The 24,489-nt window shown below is 59.8% G+C and carries 21 protein-coding genes and 1 other RNA gene; 10 read left to right on the forward strand and 12 right to left on the reverse strand.

All coding sequences use genetic code 11. From position 1 onward, the window contains the following. Nucleotides 1-54: 54 nt before the first annotated feature. An RNA gene (gene rprA / locus AWX27_RS02415) (antisense sRNA RprA) lies at nt 55-164 on the forward strand. Nucleotides 165-273: 109 nt separating this feature from the next. Here rprA and ppsA read toward each other — a convergent pair. Continuing rightward, entirely contained in the window at nt 274-2,652 is a 2,379-nt protein-coding gene (gene ppsA, locus AWX27_RS02420) for a phosphoenolpyruvate synthase (protein ID WP_060419199.1), read from the reverse strand. Nucleotides 2,653-3,111: 459 nt separating this feature from the next. Here ppsA and AWX27_RS02430 point away from each other — a divergent pair, with 459 nt between their 5' ends. The 9 genes from AWX27_RS02430 to AWX27_RS02470 all read left to right on the forward strand — a co-directional run bounded on the left by AWX27_RS02430 (nt 3,112) and on the right by AWX27_RS02470 (nt 12,011). Further along, nucleotides 3,112-3,972 (forward strand): posphoenolpyruvate synthetase regulatory kinase/phosphorylase PpsR, encoded by an 861-nt coding sequence (locus tag AWX27_RS02430; protein WP_162215433.1) that lies wholly within the window; start codon nt 3,112-3,114, stop codon nt 3,970-3,972. A gap of 197 nt (nt 3,973-4,169) precedes the next feature. Then, nucleotides 4,170-5,216, forward strand: a complete 1,047-nt coding sequence (locus AWX27_RS02435) for a 3-deoxy-7-phosphoheptulonate synthase (RefSeq protein WP_038871025.1) — start codon at nt 4,170-4,172, stop codon at nt 5,214-5,216. 105 nt (nt 5,217-5,321) lie between these two features. Further along, nucleotides 5,322-5,807, forward strand: a complete 486-nt coding sequence (locus tag AWX27_RS02440) for a glutathione peroxidase (RefSeq protein ID WP_038871031.1) — start codon at nt 5,322-5,324, stop codon at nt 5,805-5,807. 171 nt (nt 5,808-5,978) lie between these two features. After that, on the forward strand, nt 5,979-6,161 hold the full coding sequence (hemP, locus tag AWX27_RS02445; protein ID WP_043141213.1) for a hemin uptake protein HemP: 183 nt from the start codon (nt 5,979-5,981) through the stop codon (nt 6,159-6,161). Between the two features lie 94 nt (nt 6,162-6,255). Then, the gene (locus tag AWX27_RS02450) at nt 6,256-8,298 is read left to right on the forward strand and encodes a TonB-dependent hemoglobin/transferrin/lactoferrin family receptor (protein ID WP_060419200.1); all 2,043 of its coding nucleotides are present in this window, start codon (nt 6,256-6,258) and stop codon (nt 8,296-8,298) included. Nucleotides 8,299-8,364: 66 nt separating this feature from the next. Further along, nucleotides 8,365-9,402, forward strand: a complete 1,038-nt coding sequence (locus tag AWX27_RS02455; RefSeq protein ID WP_060419203.1) for a hemin-degrading factor — start codon at nt 8,365-8,367, stop codon at nt 9,400-9,402. Beyond that, the gene (locus tag AWX27_RS02460) at nt 9,399-10,229 is read left to right on the forward strand and encodes a heme/hemin ABC transporter substrate-binding protein (RefSeq protein WP_033638352.1); all 831 of its coding nucleotides are present in this window, start codon (nt 9,399-9,401) and stop codon (nt 10,227-10,229) included. The genes AWX27_RS02455 and AWX27_RS02460 overlap by 4 nt, the downstream gene beginning before the upstream one ends. Further along, the gene (locus AWX27_RS02465) at nt 10,229-11,233 is read left to right on the forward strand and encodes a FecCD family ABC transporter permease (RefSeq protein ID WP_016927948.1); all 1,005 of its coding nucleotides are present in this window, start codon (nt 10,229-10,231) and stop codon (nt 11,231-11,233) included. The genes AWX27_RS02460 and AWX27_RS02465 overlap by 1 nt, the downstream gene beginning before the upstream one ends. Then, entirely contained in the window at nt 11,226-12,011 is a 786-nt protein-coding gene (locus AWX27_RS02470) for a heme ABC transporter ATP-binding protein (RefSeq protein WP_049198604.1), read from the forward strand. The genes AWX27_RS02465 and AWX27_RS02470 overlap by 8 nt, the downstream gene beginning before the upstream one ends. Before the next feature lie 34 nt (nt 12,012-12,045). On the opposite strand, the gene AWX27_RS02475 is transcribed toward AWX27_RS02470, so the two are convergent. From AWX27_RS02475 to arnB, 11 genes are all read right to left on the reverse strand, one after another. Beyond that, nucleotides 12,046-13,488: a protein adenylyltransferase SelO gene (locus tag AWX27_RS02475; RefSeq protein ID WP_060419205.1), complete on the reverse strand. Its 1,443-nt coding sequence runs from the start codon at nt 13,486-13,488 to the stop codon at nt 12,046-12,048. A gap of 260 nt (nt 13,489-13,748) precedes the next feature. Next, nucleotides 13,749-14,480: an EAL domain-containing protein gene (locus AWX27_RS02480; protein ID WP_060419207.1), complete on the reverse strand. Its 732-nt coding sequence runs from the start codon at nt 14,478-14,480 to the stop codon at nt 13,749-13,751. Nucleotides 14,481-14,992: 512 nt separating this feature from the next. Continuing rightward, nucleotides 14,993-16,006 (reverse strand): lipoate--protein ligase A, encoded by a 1,014-nt coding sequence (locus AWX27_RS02485; protein ID WP_060419209.1) that lies wholly within the window; start codon nt 16,004-16,006, stop codon nt 14,993-14,995. Nucleotides 16,007-16,065: 59 nt separating this feature from the next. Further along, nucleotides 16,066-16,530: an NlpC/P60 family protein gene (locus AWX27_RS02490; protein ID WP_016927954.1), complete on the reverse strand. Its 465-nt coding sequence runs from the start codon at nt 16,528-16,530 to the stop codon at nt 16,066-16,068. Between the two features lie 174 nt (nt 16,531-16,704). After that, a complete protein-coding gene (gene arnF, locus AWX27_RS02495; RefSeq protein WP_019456018.1) occupies nt 16,705-17,097 on the reverse strand; it encodes a 4-amino-4-deoxy-L-arabinose-phosphoundecaprenol flippase subunit ArnF in 393 nt (130 codons plus the stop codon). Further along, nucleotides 17,094-17,438 carry a 4-amino-4-deoxy-L-arabinose-phosphoundecaprenol flippase subunit ArnE gene (arnE, locus tag AWX27_RS02500; RefSeq protein WP_060419210.1) on the reverse strand — a complete coding sequence of 115 codons (345 nt, stop codon included), beginning with the start codon at nt 17,436-17,438 and terminating at the stop codon, nt 17,094-17,096. The genes arnF and arnE overlap by 4 nt, the downstream gene beginning before the upstream one ends. After that, entirely contained in the window at nt 17,435-19,099 is a 1,665-nt protein-coding gene (arnT, locus tag AWX27_RS02505) for a lipid IV(A) 4-amino-4-deoxy-L-arabinosyltransferase (protein WP_060419212.1), read from the reverse strand. The genes arnE and arnT overlap by 4 nt, the downstream gene beginning before the upstream one ends. Continuing rightward, nucleotides 19,096-20,001 (reverse strand): 4-deoxy-4-formamido-L-arabinose-phosphoundecaprenol deformylase, encoded by a 906-nt coding sequence (gene arnD / locus AWX27_RS02510; RefSeq protein WP_047727670.1) that lies wholly within the window; start codon nt 19,999-20,001, stop codon nt 19,096-19,098. Before arnD ends, arnT begins: the two co-directional genes overlap by 4 nt. Continuing rightward, complete coding sequence (gene arnA, locus AWX27_RS02515; protein ID WP_060419724.1) at nt 19,998-21,980, reverse strand: bifunctional UDP-4-amino-4-deoxy-L-arabinose formyltransferase/UDP-glucuronic acid oxidase ArnA; 1,983 nt, start codon at nt 21,978-21,980, stop codon at nt 19,998-20,000. The genes arnD and arnA overlap by 4 nt, the downstream gene beginning before the upstream one ends. Further along, nucleotides 21,980-22,960, reverse strand: coding sequence for an undecaprenyl-phosphate 4-deoxy-4-formamido-L-arabinose transferase (arnC, locus tag AWX27_RS02520; RefSeq protein WP_033642884.1), 981 nt, complete (start codon nt 22,958-22,960; stop codon nt 21,980-21,982). The genes arnA and arnC overlap by 1 nt, the downstream gene beginning before the upstream one ends. Next, nucleotides 22,947-24,101, reverse strand: a complete 1,155-nt coding sequence (gene arnB, locus AWX27_RS02525; RefSeq protein WP_060419214.1) for a UDP-4-amino-4-deoxy-L-arabinose aminotransferase — start codon at nt 24,099-24,101, stop codon at nt 22,947-22,949. Before arnB ends, arnC begins: the two co-directional genes overlap by 14 nt. Nucleotides 24,102-24,489: the final 388 nt, after the last annotated feature.

The following is a 24,489-nucleotide window of genomic DNA, read 5'->3' on the forward strand; positions in this document are numbered from 1 at the left end:
TAGGATGATTCTTAATGACTAGTCGCGTTCAAAAATCTAGTATTATGGCCATCTATTGCTTCAAATCACTGATTTTAAAGCAACCTTTCTGAACTATGTAATGCCATACATGTGAATTGCTGTGTGTAGTCTTTGCCCATCTCCTACGGTGGGCTTTTTTTTATTCTTTTTTCGCCAAATTGATTATTTTACGCGCCGTTATTTACATTCAGAAATAAAAAGGCCGCAGCGTAAACTGCGGCCTGGCGTTAATGCCTTAGCGATGCCGAGACATTATTTCTTTTTCGACAAATTGATCCAGGTCTGCACCACGGTGTCCGGATTGAGCGACAGGCTGTCGATGCCCTGCTCCATCAGCCACTCGGCGAAGTCTTCGTGGTCGGATGGGCCCTGGCCGCAGATGCCGACGTATTTGCCGTGGCGCTTGGCCGCCTGAATCGCCATCGACAGCAGCGCTTTCACCGCCTCGTTGCGTTCGTCGAACAGCTCCGACACCACGCCGGAGTCGCGATCCAGCCCCAGCGCCAGCTGGGTCATGTCGTTGGAACCGATGGAGAAGCCGTCGAAGTGCTCGAGGAACTGATCCGCCAACAGCGCATTGGACGGGATCTCGCACATCATGATCACTTTCAGCCCGTTCTCGCCGCGCTTCAGCCCTTGACGCGCCAGCTCGGCCACCACCGCTTCCGCCTGCGCCACGGTGCGCACGAACGGCACCATGATTTCGACGTTGGTCAGCCCCATTTCGTTACGCACGCGTTTCACCGCCTCGCACTCCAGCGCGAAGCAATCGCGGAAGCTGTCGGCCACGTAACGGCCGGCACCACGGAAGCCCAGCATCGGGTTCTCTTCGTGCGGTTCATACTTGTCGCCGCCCACCAGGTTGGCGTACTCGTTGGATTTGAAGTCGGACAGACGCACGATCACGCGCTTCGGCCAGAACGCGGCGCCCAGCGTCGCGATGCCCTCGGTCAGACGGCCGACGTAGAACTCGACCGGATGATCGTAACCCTGCATCAGCGCGCGAATTTCGTTTTGCAGCGCCGGCGTCTGCTGGTCAAACTCCAGCAGCGCGCGCGGGTGCACGCCGATCATGCGGTTGATGATAAATTCCAGCCGCGCCAGGCCCACGCCTTCATTCGGCAAACGCGCGAAGTCGAAGGCGCGATCCGGGTTGCCGACGTTCATCATGATCTTCAGCGGCAGATCAGGCAGCTCGGTCACTTCGGAGCTCTGCACGCTGAAGTCCAGCATATCGCTGTAAACGAAACCGGTGTCGCCTTCCGCGCAGGAGACGGTGACTTTCTGGCCGTCTTTCAGCACGTCGGTGGCGTGGCCACAGCCCACCACCGCCGGAATGCCCAGTTCACGGGCGATGATCGCCGCGTGGCAGGTGCGCCCGCCGCGGTTGGTGACGATCGCGGCGGCTTTCTTCATGATCGGTTCCCAATCCGGGTCGGTCATGTCGGTGACCAACACGTCGCCCGGCTGGATGCGATCCATTTCGCTGATGTCGTGGATCACTTTCACCGGGCCGGCGCCGATGCGGTGGCCGATGGCGCGGCCTTCCACCAGCACCGGGCTGGAGCCGTTCAGCTGGTAGCGCTCCATGGTCTGCTCGTTGGAGCGTACGGTCTCCGGGCGTGCCTGCACGATTAGCAGCTTGCCGGTATGGCCGTCTTTCGCCCACTCGATATCCATCGGGCGACCGTAATGTTTTTCGATCAGGATCGCCTGCTGCGCCAGCGCCTGCACTTCTTCATCCGTCAGCGAGAAACGGCTGCGCTGCGCTTCCGGCACGTCTTCGATGCGCACCTGCTTGCCGTGATCCTGCGACGGTGCGTACACCATGCGGATCTTTTTCGAGCCCAGGTTGCGGCGCACGATCGCCGGCTTGCCGTTTTGCAGCGTCGGTTTGTGCACGTAGAACTCATCCGGGTTCACCGCGCCCTGCACCACCATTTCGCCCAGGCCGAAGGCGGAGGTGATGAATACCACCTGATCAAAGCCGGACTCAGTGTCGATGGTGAACATCACGCCCGAGGAGGCCAGATCGGAGCGCACCATCCGCTGTACACCCGCCGACAGCGCCACGCCCCGGTGGTCATAGCCCTGATGCACGCGATACGAGATGGCGCGGTCGTTGAACAGCGACGCGAACACGTGCTTGATCGCCACCATCACGGCGTCGATGCCCTGCACGTTGAGGAAGGTTTCCTGCTGGCCGGCAAAGGACGCGTCCGGCATGTCTTCCGCCGTGGCGGAGGAGCGCACCGCAAAAGAGGCTTCCGGTTCGCCATCGGCGAGCTGTTGGTAAGCCTGATGAATTTCACGTTCGAACTCGGCGTGGAACGGCGTGTCGATCACCCATTGGCGGATCTGGGCGCCGGCCTTGGCCAGTTGTGCAACGTCGTCAACGTCGGTCTGATCCAGTAGCTGATAGATGCGCTGGTTAACACCGCTTTGTTCGAGGAAATCGTTAAACGCCTGTGCGGTGGTGGCAAAACCGTTTGGCACGGCCACGCCCAAATCGGAAAGATTGGTGATCATTTCACCGAGGGAGGCGTTTTTGCCGCCGACACGGTCAACGTCGTGCATGCCAAGCTGGTTGTACCAAAGCACATTACGCAAGTCTGGGCCATTGTTGGACATCGAGACAATCCTTATTGCTATCAGTAGGGTAAAGACGGATTTAATTCGCTTGCTTTACGGCGCCGCTAACACGGAGCCGAATCAGACTAGCACACTGATCTGGGGAAAATGGAAAGGTGAATCGATCAACCCACTGAAGAAAGTGGTTTTTAAGAGAATGTCCTAACCGGCTGATTTGCCTGGGAACCGTTCCCAATCGCACGAAAAGCTTAGTTCTCAACAAATTACGTTCTTTTTAAACTTCTGTTTTAATGACCACGCAAACGCTACCGTTTTTGGTGAAAATAGCGGCAAATTTGCGTTTCGGATCGAAAAGCGTCGCTGCGCCACGATTTTTACCGTCGTCAAAATGCACTTTTCTTCACGCGCCGCCGCAAGGCGGTTTACCGCCCCGCCGTCACAATTTTTTCCCTCGCCCCTTTACCGGCGAATCGTCTGCGGCTCATGATATTGGCAGTGATGACAGCAGGAACACCGTTCTCAGGTAAGGAGCCTCGGGTGGAAAGAAGCGTTTTTTATATTTCGGATGGTACGGCGATCACCGCCGAAGTGCTGGGGCACGCGGTGCTGTCGCAGTTCCCGGTCACGGCGACCACGTACACCTTGCCGTTTGTCGAAACCGAGGCCCGCGCACGCGCAGTTCGCCAACAAATCGATGATATCTATAATGAAACCGGCGTGCGGCCGCTGGTGTTTTACTCCATCATCTCGCCGGAAGTGCGCGATGTGATCGTCCAGAGCCAGGGCTTTTGCCAGGATATCGTGCAGGCGCTGGTCGGCCCGCTGCAGGGCGAGCTGGACGTAGAACCGACGCCGGTGCCGAACCGCACCCACGGCCTGACCGCCAGCAACCTCGGCAAGTATGATGCGCGCATCGCCGCCATCGACTATACCCTGGCGCACGATGACGGCATTTCGCTGCGCAACCTCGATCAGGCGCAGGTGATCCTGCTCGGCGTGTCGCGCTGCGGCAAAACCCCCACCAGCCTCTATCTGGCGATGCAGTTCGGCATCCGCGCCGCCAACTATCCGTTTATCGCCGACGATATGGACAATTTGCACCTGCCGGCTTCGCTGAAACCGTTTCAGCATAAATTATTCGGCCTGACCATCGATCCGGAGCGCCTGGCGGCGATCCGCGAAGAGCGGCGCGAAAACAGCCGCTACGCCTCATTGCGCCAGTGCCGCATGGAGATCGCCGAGGTCGAGGCGCTGTTCCGCAAAAACCAGATCCGCTATCTCAATACCACCAACTATTCGGTCGAAGAGATCTCCACCAAAATCCTCGATATCCTCGGCATGAGCCGCCGCATGTTCTGATCTTTTCCTCGCGGGGCCGTCGCGCCCCGCCGCCTGCCGTTTATTTCATCAGCAGCTGATTTTTTTGTGCTTTTTTTCGCGGCTTTGATCAACAGAACGCAATCTCTACGGTTGAATTCAGCGCTTTTTGCGTTATTGTGATCGCCATCACTTCCCGGCACTCCTGCCGCAGAGAAGAACAGTTTCCAGGGAACAACATGTACAAAACAGATGAACTGCGGACCGCGCGCATCGACAGCCTCGTCACGCCGCAAGCGTTGGCAGACAAGCTGCCGATCTCGGCGGCCGTCGCTGATAACGTGACAGCGTCACGAAAACGCATTGAAAAAATCCTCACCGGTGAAGACCGCCGCCTGTTGGTGGTGATCGGCCCCTGCTCCATCCACGATCTCGACGCCGCCGTCGATTACGCCGGCCGGCTGAACGCCCTGCGCGAACGCTACCAGGATCGTCTGGAAATCGTGATGCGCACCTACTTCGAAAAACCGCGCACCGTCGTCGGCTGGAAAGGCCTGATCTCCGATCCGGCGCTGGACGGCACCTTCCAGGTCAACCGCGGCATCGAAATGGCGCGCCGCCTGCTGCTGGAAGTGAACCAGCTCGGCCTGCCGACCGCCACCGAATTCCTGGACATGGTGGTCGGCCAATACATCGCCGATCTCATCAGCTGGGGTGCCATCGGCGCACGCACCACCGAAAGCCAGATCCACCGTGAAATGGCCTCGGCGCTCTCCTGCCCGGTCGGCTTCAAAAACGGCACCGACGGCAACACCCGCATCGCCATCGACGCCATTCGTGCGGCGCGCGCCGGGCACATGTTCCTGTCGCCGGACAAACATGGCCAGATGACCATCTACCAGACCAGCGGCAACCCGTATGGCCACATCATCATGCGCGGAGGCAAAACGCCGAACTACCACGCCAGCGACATCGCTACCGCCTGCGACAGCCTGCGCGAGTTCGATCTGCCGGAGCACCTGGTGATCGACTTCAGCCACGGCAACTGCCAGAAGATGCACCGCCGCCAGCTGGAAGTGGCCGACAACGTTTGCCAACAGATCCGCGCAGGCTCCGCCGCCATCACCGGCGTGATGGCGGAAAGCTTCCTGGTGGAAGGCACGCAGAAAATCGTCGCCGGCCAGCCGCTGACCTATGGCCAGTCGATCACCGATCCTTGCCTGAGCTGGTCCGACAGCGAACAGCTGTTGGCGATGCTGGCGGATGCGGTCGATAGCCGTTTCTGACGCAACCTAGGCCGGGGCTTCGCCCCGGCTTTATCCCTCCCGCCCCGCTCATCTATACTGATTGCAACCTCTTTGCACCCGCCGAAACGCACCTGGAGCCCCGGCATGATTCACTCTCTGTTATCCATCCCCTGCGTCACGCTGCAGGGCGAGCAAAAAACGCTGGGCGATTTCCCGGCGCGCGCTTATCTGGTGGTCAACACCGCCAGCAAGTGCGGCTTCACCCCGCAATACCGCGGGCTGGAAAATTTGTGGCAATACTATCGCGAACGCGGCCTGGTGGTGCTCGGCTTCCCCTGCAACCAGTTTGGTTCTCAGGAGCCGGGCAGCCCGCTGGAGATCGCCAACTTTTGCAGCCTCAACTACGGCGTCAGTTTCCCGCTGTTCAGCAAGATAGACGTTAACGGCCCCGGCGCGCACCCGCTGTTCAATGAGCTGAAACGCCTGGCGCCCGGCATTTTGGGTAGCCGCCGCATCAAGTGGAATTTCACCAAGTTTCTGCTTACCGCCGACGGCCAGCGCGTCACGCGCTTTGCGCCGATCACCAAGCCCGAACGTCTGTTTGACCGCATCGAAACCCTGCTGAAATAACGCCCCTTTTTTACGGGCCGAGTGCGCTCGGCCCGCCACCAGATGTCCGTTCGACAAAAAGGTTCCATCGGTAAGAAAATTTTCCTTGATGTAACCTTTCCTTCACATGATAATGATTCTCAGTTTGATATTAATTACCATTTAATGGTCTGTTTTATAAGCACAATGATGATGGATACTGCCAACACGCCTACCCCCGCCGCCGCGGCCCCGACCGAGCACAGCGCAAACGCGCCGCCCAGCTACGACAGCGCACAGCTGCTCGGCACCGACGGCATCGCGTTCATTACCCATCAGGGTCAGCGCTATCAGCTACGGCAGACCAAAGCCGGGAAATTGATCCTGACCAAATAACCACAGAATCCTCAAACGCCAGCCACCCCGATCTTTTGATCCAGGCAGCCAGCAAATCTATTGATATGTTTTATTACATACGGAGAGTTGCACCATGCCTCTGACATTTTCCACCCGGCTGCGTTTTTCCGCTTTGAGTCTGGCGATTGCCTGCGCTCTGCCTACGGTGGCCTTGGCACAAAACACCAGCACAACATCCTCTTCCAACGCGGCGCCGGCTAAAAAAGCCAAAGCCGCCGACGAGACCATGACGGTGGTCGCCACCGGTAACCAACGCAGCAGCTTTGAAGCGCCGATGATGGTCACGGTCATCGAAGGCAACTCGCCGGAAAGCCAGACTGCCACCTCGGCCGCCGATATGCTGCGCCGCGTGCCGGGCATCACCGTCAACGGCACCGGGCGCAGCAACGGTCAGGACGTAACGATGCGCGGCTACGGCAAAAACGGCGTGCTGACGCTGGTCGACGGCATCCGCCAGGGTACCGATACCGGCCACATCGGCGGCACCTTCCTCGATCCGGCGCTGGTCAAGCGCATTGAAATCGTGCGCGGACCCTCTGCGTTGCTGTACGGCAGCGGCGCACTGGGCGGCGTCATCGCCTACGAGACCGTCGATGCCGCCGATCTGCTGCTGCCGGGCCACGATACCGGGTTCCGCGTCTACGGCACCGCCGGCACCGGCGATCACAGCCTGGGCATGGGCGCCAGCGCTTACGGCAAGACCGATAACCTCGACGGCCTGCTGTCGTTCGGCACCCGCGACGTCGGCAATCTGCGTCAGGGCAACGGCTTCGATGCGCCAAACGATGAAACCATCAGCAACGTGCTGGCCAAAGGCACCTGGAAAATCGACGACAATCAGTCATTGAGCGGCGATCTGCGCTACTACAACAACAGCGCCCAGGAGCCGAAAAACCCGCAGACGCCGGGCAGCTCGAGCGGCAACCCGATGACCAACCGCTCCACCATCCAGCGCGATGCCGCTCTGAGCTATAAGCTCAAGCCGGTCGGCCAGGATTGGCTGGACGCCACCGCGAAACTGTACACCTCGGAAGTCAAAATCAATGCGCACAACGCCGGTGCGACCGACGAATTCCGCAAGCAGACCACCAACGGCGGCAAGCTGGAAAACCGCACGCGTCTGTTCGCCGACAGTTTTGCGTCACACCTGCTGACCTACGGCTCCGAGGTCTATGAACAGAAACAGCAGCCGGGCGGCGCCACCACCAGCTTCCCGCAGGCCAAGATCAACTTCGCCTCCGGCTGGCTGCAGGATGAAATCACGCTGCGCGACATTCCGATCACCGTGCTGGCCGGCACGCGCTACGACGATTACAAAGGCAGCAGCCAAGGCCACGAAGACGTCAAGGCCGACAAATGGTCGTCCCGCGGCGCCCTGAGCTACTCGCCGACCGACTGGCTGATGCTGTTCGGCTCCTATTCCCAGGCCTTCCGTGCCCCGACCATGGGCGAGATGTACAACGATTCGCGCCACTTCCCCGGCAACTATTGGGTGCCTAATCCGAATCTGCGGCCGGAAACCACCAGCACCACCGAAGCCGGTTTCGGCCTGCGCTTCGACGACCTGCTGCTGGCGGATGACAGCCTGCAATTCAAGGCCAGTTACTTCGATACCGACGCCAAAGACTACATCTTCATGTATGTCACTCGTACGCAGACCGCCTCAGCGAATATCTCTCGCGCCAAGATTTGGGGTTGGGACACCTCGCTGAACTACCAGACCAAGTGGTTTAACTGGGATCTGGCTTACAACCGCACACGCGGCAAGGACAAGTCTCGCAATGGCGAATTGAACGCGAAAAGCGGCGATTGGCTGGCCGACATCAGCCCGGATACCGTCACCAGCTCGCTGGACGTGCCGCTGGGCGAAACCGGTCTGTCCGCCGGTTGGGTCGCCACCTTCGCCGAACGCGCCACCCGCGTACAAACGGGGACGCCGGAGCAAGGCGGCTACGGCGTCAACGATTTCTATCTGAGCTACAAGGGCCGCGATCGGCTGCAGGGCGTGACCACCACCGTGGTGCTGGGCAACGCCTTTGACAAAGAATATTACTCGCCGCAGGGCGTCCCGCAGGATGGCCGCAACGCCAAACTGCTGGTCAGCTACCAGTGGTAATCATTTGACTATCTGGCGGACAACCCGGTTGTCCGCCGTTCGCATTACAGCGCAGGAGAATCCCGCATGAGCAATACCCTATACGAACGCTACCAACAGGCTAAAATCGATCACCCCGGCAAATACGCCCGCGATCTGGCGGCGATCCTCGGCGTCAGCGAAGCGGAGCTAACGCACGCCCGCGTCGGCCACGACACTCGCCGCCTGCAGGCCGACGCGCGCACCCTGCTGACCGAGCTTGAGCAGGTCGGCGTCACCAAGTCCATCACCCGCAACAGCTATGCGGTGCATGAGCAGATGGGCCGCTACCGCAACCAGCACCTCAACGGCCACGCCGGGCTGATCCTCAACCCGCGCGAGCTGGATCTGCGCCTGTTCCTCAACCACTGGACCAGCGTTTTCGCCATGAGCGAAACCAACAAGCGCGGCGTGCGCCACAGCATCCAGTTCTTCGACCAACAGGGCGATGCGCTGCACAAGGTCTACACCACCGAAGAGACCGATCTGCCGGCCTGGATGGCACTGGTGGAACGCCACCTGAGCGAAGAAAATCCGGCGCTGGCGCTGCAGCCCGCCGAGGCGAGCACTGCGGATGAAACGACGCAAGATCATGCAAAAATCGACGGTGAATGGCGCGCGATGACCGACGTTCACCAGTTCTTCCAGCTGCTCAGCCGCAACAAACTGACGCGCCAGCAGGCGTTCCGCGCCGTCGGCGACGATCTGGCCTATCAGGTGGACAACAGCGCGCTGTCGCAGCTGCTGGAAGCGGCGCAGCAGCAGCAAAACGAGATCATGATCTTCGTCGGCAACCGCGGCTGCGTGCAGATCTTCACCGGCCAGATCGAACGTTTGATGCCGCAGGAAGGTTGGATCAACGTGTTCAACCGCCGCTTCACGCTGCACCTGATCGAAGACGCCATCGCCGAAAGCTGGATCACCCGCAAACCGACCAAAGACGGCATCGTCACCAGCCTGGAGCTGTTCGCCGCCGATGGCACGCAGATTGCGCAGCTGTATGGCCAGCGTACCGAAGGTCAGCCGGAACAAACCCAGTGGCGCGAGCAGGTTGCCGCGCTCGCCGTCAAGGACATCGCCGCATGAAATCTTCCTTGATCCGCCGCCTGGCGTTGATGATGTCGCTGGCGCTGCCGCTCACCGCTGCGGCGGCGCAGCGCATCGTCTCGATCGGCGGCGACGTGACGGAAATCGCCTTCGCGCTCGGCGCCGGCGACGAAGTGATCGCCCGCGACAGCACCAGTCTGCATCCGGAAGCGGTGAAAAAGCTGCCGGACGTCGGCTATATGCGCCAGCTGAACGCCGAAGGCATTTTGGCGCTGAAGCCGACGCTGGTGCTGACAACCGAGCTGGCACAGCCGGCGCTGGTGCTCAAACAGCTGGCGGACAGCGGCGTCAACGTGGTCAGCGTGCCGGGTGACACCACCCTGCAGGCGGTACCGCAGAAAATCGCTACGATCGCCGCCGCGCTGCAGCGCGTTGAGCAAGGCAAACAGCTGAGCGAGCGCTATCGACAACAGCTGGCGGCGGTCGATACCTCCCCGCTGCCGGTCAAGGTGCTGTTCGTGATGAGCCACGGCGGCATCACCCCGATGGCCGCCGGGCAACACACCGCCGCCGACGCAGTGATTGCCGCCGCCGGCCTGAAAAACGCCATGCAGGGCTTTGACCGCTACCGTCCGCTGTCGCAGGAAGGCGTCATCGCCAGCGCGCCGGATCTGTTGCTGGTCACTACCGACGGCGTGCGCACCCTCGGCGGCGAACAGCAGCTGTGGACGCTGCCGGGCCTGGCGTTGACGCCGGCAGGCAAGCAACGCCGCGTGCTGATCGTCGATGACATGGCGCTGCTGGGCTTCGGTCTGGAAACGCCGGCGGCGCTGGCCAAACTGCGCCACGCGGCGGAGCAAAAGTAATGCGCTGTCGCACCTCGCCTCAGCTGGCCATCATCGGTCTGCTGGTGTTGCTGACGCTGCTGGCGCTGGTCGCCGCCAACCTGGGCGCGCTGACGCTGTCGTTTCGCACCCTGTGGCGCGAACCTTTCAGCGACGCCGCCTGGCACATCTGGTTGAACATCCGCCTGCCGCGCGTGCTGCTGGCGGTGGTGATCGGCTGCGCGCTGGCGGTATCCGGTGCGGTGATGCAGGGGCTGTTCCGCAACCCGCTGGCGGATCCGAGCCTGCTGGGCATCAGCAGCGGCGGCGCGCTGTTTGTCGCCCTGTTCATCGTGATGCCGCTGGCGTTGCCGGTGACGATCGCGCTGTATGGCCATATGCTGGCGGCGTTCCTCGGCAGCCTGCTGGTATCGCTATTGATCTACGGCATCAGCCGCAGCGGGCACGGCAATCTGTCGCGGCTGCTGCTGGCAGGCATCGCCATCAACGCCCTGTGCATGGCGGCCATCGGCGTGCTCTCTTACGTCAGCAGCGATCAACAGCTGCGCCAGTTCTCGCTGTGGATGATGGGCAGCCTCAGCCAGTCACAGTGGCCGACGCTGGCGGTTTCCGCCTCGCTGATCCTGCCTACGGCGCTGCTGACGCTGCTGCAGGCGCGCCGGCTGAACCTGTTGCAGCTGGGGGACGAAGAGGCCCACTACCTCGGGGTGAACGTCCAGCGCGCCAAGCTGCAGCTGCTGTTGCTGAGCGCCTTGCTGATCGGCGCGGCGGTAGCGATGAGCGGCGTGATCGGCTTTGTCGGTTTGGTGGTGCCGCATCTGGTGCGCATGCGCCTCGGCGGCGATCACCGCTGGCTGCTGCCCTGCTCCGCGCTGGGCGGTGCCTGCCTGCTACTGGTCAGCGATACGCTGGCGCGCACGCTGGTGGCGCCGGCCGAAATGCCGGTGGGGTTGATGACCAGCCTGATCGGCGGTCCTTACTTTTTATGGCTGGTGATGCGCCAGCGGGAGCGAACCGGTGGATAACGCCGCCTGCCTGACAGCCAGAGAGCTGCGCTACAGCCTCGGTGCGCGCCGCTTGATCAACGACGTTTCGCTCAGCCTCGCCGGCGGCGAAATGGTGGCGATTATCGGCCCTAACGGCGCCGGCAAATCGACGCTGCTGCGCTTGCTGACCGGCTATTTGACGCCGGACTGCGGCGAATGTCGCCTGCTTGATCGCCCGCTTGAACAGTGGGCGCCGCAGCAGTTGGCCAAAGTCCGAGCCGTGATGCGCCAGTACAGCGATCTGGCGTTTCCGTTCAGCGTGGAGGAAGTGGTCAGCATGGGGCGGGCGCCGCACGGCAAACGCGACGAGCATCAGGCGATCCAACAGGTGATGGCGCAGACCGACTGCCTGGCGCTGGCGCAGCGCGACTACCGCCAACTGTCCGGCGGCGAACAGCAGCGGGTACAGCTGGCGCGTGTGTTGGCGCAGCTGTGGCAACCGCAGCCGTCTCCCGCCTGGCTATTTCTCGATGAGCCGACCTCGGCGCTGGATCTGTACCACCAGCAGCACACTTTGCGCCTGCTGCGCTCGCTGACGCGCCAACAGCCGCTGGGCGTCTGCTGCGTGCTGCACGATCTTAATCTGGCCGCGCTGTACGCCGATAGGATCCTGCTGCTGCATCAGGGGCGTCTGGTGGCGAGCGGCACGCCGCAGGAGGTGTTGCAGACGGAGATCCTCACCCGCTGGTATCAGGCCGATCTCGGCGTGGTGCATCATCCCGAAGTGTCGCTGCCGCAGGTCTACCTGCGTCAATAACGTCAAGGGCGCCATTAAGCGCCCTTTTTTCATCTCAGCTGGAGCAGGAAATCTCCAGATGTTTGCCCCAGTCCGGCGGCAGCACGGCGAGATCGTCATATTCCGGCGCATCGTCGAACGGCCGCAGCAGGGCCTGATGCAACCGCTGCAAACGGCCCACGTCGTCTTGCTCCGCGTCTTCAATCGCCTGCTGCGCCAGATAGTTGCGCAGGATCAGGCGCGGGTTCACCGCCTTCATCGCCCGTTGCCGCTCCGCATCGCTCACCTGCTCCTGCTGCAAACGCTGACGATACTGCTGATACCAGGAATCGAACGCCGCGCGGTCGATAAACTCGTCGCGCAGCGGCGACTGCGCCTGTTGCTGTTCAGTGTCGCTCAACAGGCGGAACGTGCGGGTATAGTCCCGCCCTTCCTGCGCCATCAGGCTCAACAGCCCGGTGAGCACGTCATTGTCCTGCGCCGTCGGCGTGAAGAAGCCGAGTTTAGCGCGCATCTGTTCGCCGTAGGCGCGCATCAGCGCCGGTTCATACGCCGCCAGCGCCTGCTGCAGCTGTTCAGTGGTCATCAGCCCCGACAGGGTCTGCGCCAGGCGATGCAGGTTCCACAGCGCCACCGCCGGCTGATTGTCGAAGGCGTAACGCCCCTGATGGTCGGAGTGATTGCAGATATAACCGGGCTGATAGTCATCGAGGAAGCCGTAAGGGCCGTAGTCAATGGTGATGCCGAGAATCGACATGTTGTCGGTGTTCATCACGCCGTGAGCGAAACCGACGGTTTGCCAATGGGCGATCAGGCGCGCCGTCCGTTCCACCACGTCGGTAAACCACAGCAGGTAACGTTCAGCCTGATCCTGCAGCTGCGGCCAGTGACGGGCAATGACGAAATCCGCCAACTGCCGCACCTGCTCCGGCTGTTTGCGGTAGTAAAAGTGCTCGAAGTGGCCGAAGCGCACGTGGCTTTCCGCCACCCGCATCAGCATGGCGCCGCGTTCCGGCTGCTCGCGGAACACCGGCTGCCGGCTGGTCACGATGGTCAACGCCCGGGTGGTCGGGATCCCCAGATGATGCAACGCCTCGGAGGCCAGAAACTCGCGGATCACCGAACGCAGCACCGCGCGGCCGTCCCCCATACGCGAATATGGCGTCAGCCCGGCGCCCTTCAGGTGCCAGTCGCGGTGGCTGCCGTCCGCCAGGACCTGTTCGCCCAGTAAAATGCCGCGGCCATCCCCCAGCTGCCCGGCCCATACGCCAAACTGGTGGCCACTGTACACCTGTGCCAACGGCTGCATGCCGGGCAGCAGCGTTTCTCCCGCCCAAATGGGGGTTTTATCCTGGGTAAACCAACTTTCATCCAGCCCCAGCTCGCGCGCCAGCGGCTCGCTGTGGTACAGCAGGCGCGCATCCTTGAGCGGCGTCGGGTTCAGGGCGGTGTAGAAACCGGGTAACTGTTGGTAGTAAGCGTTATCGAACTGCGGCATAGGCCCTCCGTTTCAGCGTAGTGTAGAGCCTGGACGGGCGGATTAACACCGAAGGAATGCAGGGAGAACGCATCCGCCTGTCACCAGGACGGATGCGGGGAGTTTGGCGTTTCCACTTGGCGGAGGAAACGCGGTTTAACGTGGGCTGACAAAACGGTGTCATCAGCCAAAAAACGATGGCGAATAACGGCGACGGAATCACGGCAAACATCACCCCGCGCATTATTTACCTCATTGTGTGTAGTTTTTTATATCACTTCTTAATTATTGAACTCGCTGGGCTTCGCCAGCAAAGTTTGCAGATTATCCACACCAACGCTGGGCCATAAAAAACCTTGCAGGCCTAAAACACCGGCGTATCTGAGTTTATTAAAGTACTCTTTTTTCTCTATTCCTCCGACGATCACGCCTTTACACAACAGGTTGATATTCTTTAACAACGAGTCGATGACCACGTCATACCCCTGATGGGTAAACAGCTGCCAGTAAAAACGCTTGTCTATCTTTACATAGTCAAACAAACCATCATACAGCGCGGTCAAGGTGGCTTTACCGGAACCGAAATCATCGAGCCACAGCGTAAACATTTCGCTTAATCGCTGCACGTTCGGGTTGTTCTTCCCGGCCGAAAGATTCGGAAAACTCTCACTCATTTCGAATGCAATAAAAGGATATTGCCTGATCCATTGGCACAATGCCGGATCGGAAAGAATAAGTTCGACGATGGTTTCTTCGATATTGATGGTCAACTGCACGCTGTTACCGGTAAACCAGCCCGCGTGCCGCTCCGCAAGTTTCAATTGCTCATTAAATAACTCAATCCTTTGTTCAGGCGCCAATAAATTAATCCCAATTTCGGCCGGCATGGCTAAATCACCGTCGGGACTGTTGAAACGGCTCAACATTTCCACCGCCAACAGCCTGCCCTCCATTGAGTAAACAGGTTGAAAAACATAGCTACTAATAAAGTCAGCTTCGAGTTGGATGTTCATTTTAATGCCACAGGATGAATGGCTAGCGTATCATCGTATATCAATATATTTTATCGATCAATCCTTCTGGGATTAATCGGAAATATCAATGCAAATACCCATGAAATATCATTTAATTGATAGATTAAAGCTATACGACAATCGCGAAAGGCGCAAAAGAAAAGCAGCTGAACTTATGCCACCTTTCTCGCCTAACGCGTGATATGAAAAGGTATTTGGCTTAAGTGGATTGGATGACGGGCTAAATTTGACTTATCTCCGTTGTTTTATTTAAGAAAAATCTTAAATAAAGTAAAATAATCTTTCTGCCGTAACGCCGATTTTTCCTGTCGTTAACGATGACTGATTAAATTTAATAACACATCAATTCCGCCCGTTATTCTCAGCATTGAAAACGTAAAAAAATGCCCACCTTGATTTTCAGAAAATCTGCGCTACGCCCCTGCGAAACGTCGATTTCAGCGATAAAAAAAGGGATGAGCACGCTCATCCCCTTCACCATCCCATACCGGCTAACGGATCGTTTCGCTCAGCCATTGCCGCAGTTCGGTCAATTCCGCCGCCTGTTGCGGATAATCCGCCATCAGCCGATCGCAGCAAGCGGCAACGGGCTCGCTGCGATACGCGCAGCCCACCAGCGCTTCCGCCAGCCGTTGCAGCGGGGCGGGATTCAGGCTGTCGGTGAACACCTGCGCGCGAACAATCGTTCCCTTCTCCACGTCGAAGAACAGATCCACGCCGCCCCAGACGAAGCGCTCGTTAAGCAGATGGCTGAACGCCGGCGCCTTGCCGAAATTCCATTCCCAACTGCTCTGTTTGGCGAACTGCGCGGCAAAATCGGGCAAATCGGGGAATACGTCCGGCGAAATGATCTCCGGCTCGGCCGTCTCGCCATAGTGGGCAAAAAAGGCCTGCACGATGGCTTCGCACACCTGTTCATGGCTGATACCCGGCAAAAACTCCGCCAAATTGGCGACGCGCGAACGCACCGAGGTGATGCCCTTGGCCTGCAGCTTTTTGGGATCGGGATTGAGGTAGTCTGCCAGCCGCTCCAGATCGGCGTTCAGCAGCAGCGTGCCGTGGTGGAAACCACGGTCCTGGGTTTCTCGATAGGCCGAGCCGGATATTTTGCGCGGCCCGTCGGCGGTTTCCATCACCAGATCGTTGCGCCCCGACGCGCCGGCCGTGACGCCCAGCTGCCGCAGCGCTTGCAGAATGATGTCGGTCGAGACGCTTTTGTCGTAACCCGGTTTGCCGGCCATAAAGGTGAAACAGGTGTTGCCCAGGTCGTGAAATACCGCCCCACCGCCGCTGCTGCGCCGCGCCAGCCGAATGCCGTCCTGCTCCATGCGCCGGGTGTTGCACTCCTTCCAGGGGTTCTGCGACTGGCCAATCACCACCGTTTCGGCATTGCGCCACAGAAAGAGGATTTTTTGCGTGGTCATCTCGCGGAAGATGCATTCTTCCACCGCCAGGTTAAACCAGGGATCGTAGGAATCGGAGATCAGTAAACGCAGGCTGTTCATGGCAGGCACCGTTCAAAACACGTGATACCGCCATGATACACCAAATCAATAGGTTAAGGCTAAATGCGTCGCGCCTGCCAGTACACCCGCTTCCAGTAGACGTTATCGAGCGAGGAGCGGATCACTCCGCGGCTGGTCGACGCGTGGATAAATTGGTCGTTGGTATCGTAAATGCCGACGTGCAGGCCGTTCTCACCGCCGCCGGTTTTGAAAAACACCAGGTCGCCCGGCATCAGCTCATCACGCGAAACCTTGGTGCCCAGCGAGGTTTGCTCTTCGGTCGAACGCGGCAGCTGCATGTCGAAACGATCGCGGAACGTGCGGTAAACAAAGCCGGAACAATCTACGCCGCCGCGATCCAGGCCGCCGTAACGGTATGGCGTACCGTACCACTGACGCAGTTGCTCGTTGAGCTGGGCCACCACCACGATAGAGTCCGCCAGGCGGCCGCTCGGCGGCGGCGCATGGCTGCTGCAGCCGGCGAGGATCAAACTGGCTAATAAAAACCACACACGCATCCGCATAATATTCCTTCATTGAACACGCTGCCGCATTATGCCAATCGGCACACCACCACCGCCTGCGAGGCGAAGCCGGCACCACGTAAGGAGAGCGCTATTTGGCGTTAATTTATCTCCCGCACGGGGAAAAAGGCAAGCGCCATGAGGGAGATAATAGCAGGATCGCCGGTTTTGACCCTATTCCGGCGATTTTGTCTCGGATTTGCTGTTAATCAGCCAGACGCCGAACAGAATAAACAGCGTGCCCAACGTTTTCAGCAGCGTAGCGGATTCGTTAAACCACGGCAGGATCACCGCCGCCAGATAGACCAGCGCGTAGCTGACGCTCAGCAGAGGATAAGCGCGGTTTAACGGCAGGTGGCGCAGCGCAAAGAACCAACACAGCATCGACAGCGCATAACCGAAGATGCCGCCGCCCACCGCCAGCAGCGGCAGCCAGTAGTCGCCGATCAACGCCAACGAGACGTCGGCGAACGACATCAGCGGGATTTGCACCATGCCCCACTTCATCAGCAACTGCGCCAGCGTCACCAGCAACACGCTGGCGGCGCCCCAGGCATAGCCCCTCATGAATGCACGCTCATCAGCAGGATCCCCAACATAATCGACGCTACGCCACACCAGTGGCGCACGGTCGTCGGCTCATGAAACAGCCAGCGCGCCGCCAGCGTCACCATCACGAAGTTCAGGCTGAGCATCGGGTAAGCCAGGCTGAGCGGCAGGCGTTGCAGCACATTGAGCCACACCGCCATGCCCAGCCCCAGCAGCAGCACCGCCAGCGCCAGCCAACGCAGCGTCTGCTTCAGCCGCGCTTCGTCCGCCCGCTCCCAACAGTGCGCCGCCTGCTTCTGGCACAGCTGCCCACCGCAGGTGAGCAGGCTGACCACAATCACCAACAGAAAACCCATCATGGTTGCTGTTTATACCACATCAGCACCAGGCGATTCATACGATCTACCTTGTCTGCGGCAGGCAGTTCCTGCGGCAGCGCTTCGCCACGGGACAGCTGCAGCACCAGGGACACATTCCCCTGTTTGCGCGCCTGCGCCAGCCACTGCGGGAAGTCGGCGTCGCTGATCAGGTGGCCTTTGGCGTCCGGATACTCCAGACCATAAGCTACCTCGCCTTTCTGGCTGTACATCAGCACGTCGCTACGCTTCAGTTCCCAGGCCAAACCGGCCGCTACCCCGACGCTGTCGGTCAGCACGTAACGGCTGTCGCCCAGCTCGGCCATCGTGGCGCTCGCGAAGTTCTGCGGCAGCTTGGAATCGGTCACCTGTTGCGGGATGGCGTAGCCGATCACCAGGCACAGCAATACCGGGCAGGCCGCCGCCCAGCGCCATTGACGGCCGTTATCGCGTGCGGAAACCAGCGCGAACAGGAGCCAGCCGCCGAAGGCGATCAGGCCGAGCACCACCTTCGGCCACTCTTGCGCGGTAAACAGATGGGCTTTCGGCAGCAGGCCGGCGCTCAACACCACCAGCGCCACGATGCCGATCAGCCCGAACAGGCCGTTCAGCCAGGCATTGGCCTTGAACAGTCTGGCGCGCAGGGTGGCGGCGTAGTCTTCCGCATAGGCGGTCATCAGCAGCGCCAGCGGCGCCATGCACGGCAGAATGTAGGTCGGCAGCTTGCCTTTGGCGATGCTGAAGAAGATCAGCGGCATCATCGCCCAGCTCAGCAGGAAGAACAGCTCCGGGCGCTGTACGCGTTCGCGCCAGCCCTTGAGCAGCGCACCGGGCAGCAGCGCCAGCCACGGCAGCACCGCCGCCAGCAGGATCGGCAGGTAATACCAGAACGGCGCCTTGTGCTGGGCGTTATCTTCGGCGAAACGCTGAATATGTTCGACCCAGAAGAAGTAATTCCAGAAATCGGGTTCGCGTTGCGCGATCGCCAGCGCCCACGGCAGGCTGAGCAACGTAGCGGTCACGATCGCCACCGGGCCGTAGCACAGCAGATCCTTGATGCGACGTTGCTGGATGACGATCGGGATCACCGCGATCACCGGCACCGCCAGCGCCAGGAAGCCCTTGGTCATAAAGCCCATGCCGCAGGCCAAGCCCAGCAGCGCGTAGGCGCCCAGCTTGCCTTTGACCGAAGTGGCTTTCAGCGTCAGGTAGTAGCTGACCATCGCCGCCGCCAGCCACAGCGAGATCATCGGATCCAGCACGCTGTAGGTGCCGATGCTGAACACCAGCACCATCGACAGGAAAATCAGCGCCGCCAGGCTGGCGCGGCGCGCATTGCGCCACATCAGCATCGCCAGCGCGAACACCAGCAGTGCGGTCATGCCGGTGCTGAACACCGAGCCGAAGCGCACCGCAAAGTTGTTTTCGCCGAACAGCCACTGGCTGATGTTATTGAACCAGTAACCCGCCACCGGCTTTTCGAAGTAGCGCAGCCCCAGCAGGTGCGGCACAACCCAATCGCCGCGCTGCAGCATTTCACGGCTGATCTCGGCATAACGCGTCTCGTCCGGCTGCCACAGCAGGCGGCCGTTAAGCGGGATCAGGTAAACCAGAGCAAAAAAAACGGCCAGCAGAATGGCCCAGGATCCTTTTAGCGCCTTCATGTAACGTCCTTCACATCGGTTTGACAGCCCAGCCAACCTTCGCGGCCGGGGAAAGGAGCACGCTTGATGCGGCCCAACGGCAGTGACGCCAAATCTTGTGGTAACAGCGCGCTAAGCGGACAGAATTCGATGCCCTGCTGCCGTGCGCGTTGCAATAACTGTTCGAACATCGCCGCTTGCGACATGCCTTCCACTTCGGTGTGAATGGTGTACACCGGCACGCCGCGATCGTTCTCGATAGCGCGCAGAATGTAGTCGTTGAAGTCGGCCATGCTGACTTCGCTGCCGATCACTTCGTCGAAGGTCGGCAACGTCACCGGGATCTGCACCGTGCCGTGACGCCCGTCGCTCAGCACCGGACGGAATGGATGGGTGCCGCGGCAATCGCTGTTGTAATGGAAGCCGAAGCGTTGCTTGACCTCCAGCACGCGCGTATCGGCACGCCAGCCCGCCACGGCGGAGCATTTCACCGGCTGGCCGGTGCTGGCGCTCAGGGCATCGACGCCCAGCTGCACTTGTTCGGTCAGCTGCGCCTCGCTCCACTTGCCGACCTTGGCCTGCCACCCCTGGTGATCCCAGGCGTGCAGCCCGACTTCATGGCCGGCTTCGGCGGTGCGCTTCATCAGCGGCCCCAACGCGCGTGAAATGTTGCGCCCCGGCCAGGCGGTGCCGGCCAGCAGAATGTCCAGGCCGTACAGCGAGGCGGCGTTCGAACGCAGCATTTTCCACAGAAATTTCGGACGCAAAAGGCGCCAAAGATGGCGCCCCATGTTGTCCGGTCCCACGCTGAAGAAGAAGCTGGCCTGAATGTCGTACTTGTCGAACAGGTCCAGCAACTGCGGCACCCCTTCACGGGTGCCGCTGAAGGTATCTACATCAACCCGCAGACCGACTTTCTTCATGCATCGTTCCCTTCCTGAACGGTAGTGCGCAGGAAGTAGTCCAGCGTATCGGCGACGGTTTGCTTCATCTCGATGGTCGGCTGCCAGCCCAGCAGGCGGTGAGCGTTCTTGATGCTCGGCGTGCGGTGCTCGACGTCCTGGTAACCTTTACCGTAGTAGCTGCTGCTCTCAACGTCCTTGAAGCCGGCAAACGGCGGGAAGCGGTCGCGCAGCGGGTGGTTGTTGAAGCTTTCCAGCAGCATTTCCGCCAGCTCGCGGATGCTCGCTTCGTTGGTCGGGTTGCCGATGTTGACGATCTGGCCGTCGCACAGGCCGTCGCGGTTCTCGATGATGCGGAACAGCGCTTCGATGCCGTCGTTGATGTCGGTGAAGCAACGTTTCTGCGCGCCGCCGTCCATCAGTTTGATCGGCGAACCTTCCACCAGGTTGAGGATCAGCTGGGTGATGGCACGGGAAGAGCCGATACGCGCAGCGTCCAGGTTATCCAGGCGCGGCCCCATCCAGTTGAATGGACGGAACAGCGTGAACTTCAGGCCTTCTTTAGCGCCGTAAGCCCAGATCACCCGATCCAGCAGCTGTTTGGAGACCGAGTAGATCCAGCGCTGTTTGTTGATTGGCCCGACGATCAGGCGCGAATGGTCTTCGTCGAACTCTTTGTCGTCGCACATGCCGTACACTTCTGAGGTGGACGGGAAGATGATGCGCTTGTTGTATTTCACGCAGTCGCGAACGATCTTCAGGTTCTCTTCGAAATCCAGCTCGAACACGCGCAGCGGGTTACGGGTGTATTCGATCGGCGTCGCGATCGCCACCAGCGGCAGCACCACGTCGCATTTCTTGATGTGATACTCGATCCACTCGGAGTGGATGCTGATGTCGCCTTCCACGAAGTGGAAACGCGGGTTGTCGAGGAAACGGCTGATGGCGTCAGAACCGATATCCAGGCCGTAGATGTCGTAGCGATCGTCACGCAGCAGGCGCTCGGTCAGGTGGTTACCGATGAAGCCGTTGACCCCGAGGATCAGCACGCGAGTGCGGCGTTTCATTACGGCGTTCGGCTTGGCGGCCAGGCGCACGTCGGTGACGATGCCCATTTCCTGCGCCAGGCGGCTGCCCTGCACGTACAGGCCGCTGTCGTTCTGACCGGCAACGATCTCCAGCGCGCCTTCGCCACAGGCGATGACCAGCGGCGAGGTGCTCAGTACGGTGCCCGGCTGCTTGTCGTGTTGGGTATCCAGCACGCGAGAGCGCCAGACGATCAGCTTGCGCTGGCCGAGGTAGCTGAAAGCACCCGGGTACGGTTCCGTTACGGCACGTACCAGGTTGTTGATCTCTTTGGCGGACTTGTGCCACAGGATCTCGCCGTCCGCTGCGGTGCGACGGCCGAAGTAGCTGGCCTGAGACTCATCCTGCTTGGTGAAGGTGGCGGTGCCGTTCTTCAGCTTCGGCAACTGCTCTTTCAATACGGCCTGCGCGGCTTCCAGCACTTTTTTGTGAAGCGTCAGCGCAGTGTCGCTGTCGGCGATGGTCACTTTCTGCTGACCGACGATGTCGCCGGCGTCCGGGCGTTTCACCATCTTGTGCAGCGTGGCGCCGGTTTCGGTTTCGCCGTTCACCAGCGCCCAGTTCACCGGGGCGCGGCCACGGTAATGCGGCAGCAGCGAACCGTGCAGGTTGAAGCCGCCCTGCGGTGCCAGCGAGAGGATCTCGTCGCTCAGCATATGGCGGTAGTAGAACGAAAAGATCACGTCCGGCTGCAGGTCGCGAATGCGGTCAACCCACAGCGGGTGGTTCACGTCTTCCGGCGCATAGACCGGCAGATCCAATTCGGCGCCCAAACGGGCCACGGAGGAGAAGAAGTTGTTCTCACCAGGGTCGTCGGTGTGCGTGAATACGGCCTGCACGTCATAACCCGCCTCAGTCAGCGCTTTCAGACCTGCGCAGCCAATATCATGGTAAGCAAATACAATAGCTTTCATCATTCTTCTTCCTGAGTATTGTGGTCCTGCTGTACGCCGACCACTTTCTGAACAAAATAGCGAGGACGTGCGCGCACGTCGGTATAGATGCGGCCGATGTATTCACCCAGTAGCCCCATGCCAACAAACTGGGCGCCGATAAAGGTGAACAGCACGGCGAAGAGGGTGAACACGCCGCCGGCGGCCCATTCAGGGCCGAGCAGCAGACGCAGCGCAATCAGCACCAGCGCCAACACAAACCCGGACAGCGCCACGATGCTGCCGACCACGCTGAGCAAACGCAGCGGGGTGGTGGTCAGGCAGGTGATCAGGTCGTACATCAGGTTGATCAACTTCATCAGGCTGTACTTGGAATCGCCAAACTCGCGCTCGGCGTGACGCACGTCGATCTCGGTCGTGCGACGGGCGAAGGTGTTCGCCAGAATCGGGATAAAGGTGCTGCGTTCGTGGCAGTGCAGCATCGCCTCAACGATGTGACGACGGTAGGCGCGCAGCATGCAGCCGTAGTCCCCCATCGACTTGCCGGTGGCGCGTTGAATCATCATGTTGATCACGCGCGAAGCGCTTTTGCGGAACCAGGAGTCTTGACGGTTGGCGCGCACGGTGCCCACCACGTCATAGCCCTCTTCCGCCACGCTGACCAGACGAGGGATCTCCTCCGGCGGGTTCTGCAGATCGGCGTCCAGCGTAATCACCAGATCGCCGGTCACCTGGTTGAAACCGGCCATGATCGCCGAGTGCTGGCCATAGTTGCGGTTCAGCAAAACGGCGATGACGTGGCTGTCCGGCTTTTCCGCCGCCGCGGTCAGCATGTCCGCGGAGTTGTCGCTGCTGCCATCGTCGACGAGGATGATTTCATAAGGTTGAGATAACTGCTTGCAAGCGGCGGTAGTACGCTCCAGCAACGCCGGCAGACTTTCCTGCTCGTTGTATACCGGGATGACTATCGACACTTTTTTAATCGGTTCAACGCGAGACACGTAAAGACTCCACAACAGAAGACAAGGCATTGACCACGCGATCCACGTCGGCGTCGGTCATATCAGGGAATAGCGGTAAAGTGCATAGCCGCGCCGAGTTCCATTCGGTATTCGGCAAGGAAAGCTGCGGATAACGCTCACGGTAGAATTTCTGGGTATGCGCGGCGCGGAAATGCAGCCCGGTGCCGACGCCAACCTCTTTCAGACGCTCCATCAACCGATCGCGATCGATGCCGCAACGCTCAGGGTCGACGCGCACCATAAACAGATGCCAGGCGTGGTCATGCGGGTAATCCGGCACGCCCAACGGTTGGAACGGCGAGCCTTCCAGCGCGCTCAGGTATCGCTGTGCCAGCACCTTGCGGCGCGCGTTCAGCTCAGCGAAGCGCGACAGTTGCACCACGGCGATCGCCGCGTGAATGTCGGACAGGTTGTATTTGTAACCCGGCTCCACCACTTCGGCCTGCGGTTTGCGGCCAAGCTGCTGACGATCGAAGGCATCGACGGCCAGACCGTGGAACTTCAGGCAACGCAGGCGATCCGCCAGCGCATCGTCGTCGGTGGCGATCAGGCCGCCCTCGGCGCAGGTCACGTTTTTAATGGCGTGGAACGAGAAAATCGCCGTGCCACGCGCGCCGACCCATTCGCCGTTGTAGCGCGTACCGACCGCATGGGCGGCGTCTTCGATCAAAGGCAGACCGTGGCGTTCGGCCACGGCGCGCAGCGCGTCCATCTGAAGAGGAGCGCCGGCGTAGTGCACCGGAACAATCGCTTTGGTTTTCGGGGTGATGGCAGCCTCGACATCGGCGGCGCTGACCATCAACGTATCACGGTCAACGTCGATCATGACCGGCGTGGCGCCCAGCAGCTCGATCATGTTGAGGGTGGAAACCCAGGTTTGCGAAGGGGTGATGACTTCGTCGCCGGGGCCGATGCCCAGCGCCATCAGCGTGATGTGCATGCCCGCCGTGGCGGAACTGACGGCGATCGCATGCTTACAGCCGAAGGTGGAACAGAAGTCGCTTTCCAGCTGCTGGTTTTGCGGCCCGGTGGTGATCCAACCGGAACGCAACACTTTCTCTACCGCGGCGATTTCTTCATCGCCGATGGCCGGACGAGAGAAAGGTAAAAATTGATCCATAGTTAACCCCAAACGTATCGAACTGCTTTTGATGACACTGTAAATCCCTTTCGTTTAACGGATATTAAACGCCAGAGAAGAATCGTTTCCGTGGATTAACTGCCAATGTAAGGCCGCAAGCTTAACTAAACCTTAAGACGAGACTTGTCATCAGTGGGTCAACTGATTGGTGGGTGCCGCCATCATCTATTTAAAATCATTATTAAAATCAATTTCTTATATTTATTAATAATTATTTACGTATTTTATTTTTGCCGAATCAAGCGTAGCACGTCATCGACGTTTTTCAAGAAAATCGATAAGAAAGTGAGAGGCAGCCCAATATTAACCGATGATTACCCGGCTATTTATATTCACTACGTTTAGTGTTCGTTTACGTTACGCTCCG

The organism is Serratia sp. 2880STDY5682894 (genome assembly GCF_001537385.1).
GTDB classification, from domain to species: domain Bacteria; phylum Pseudomonadota; class Gammaproteobacteria; order Enterobacterales; family Enterobacteriaceae; genus Serratia; species Serratia nevei.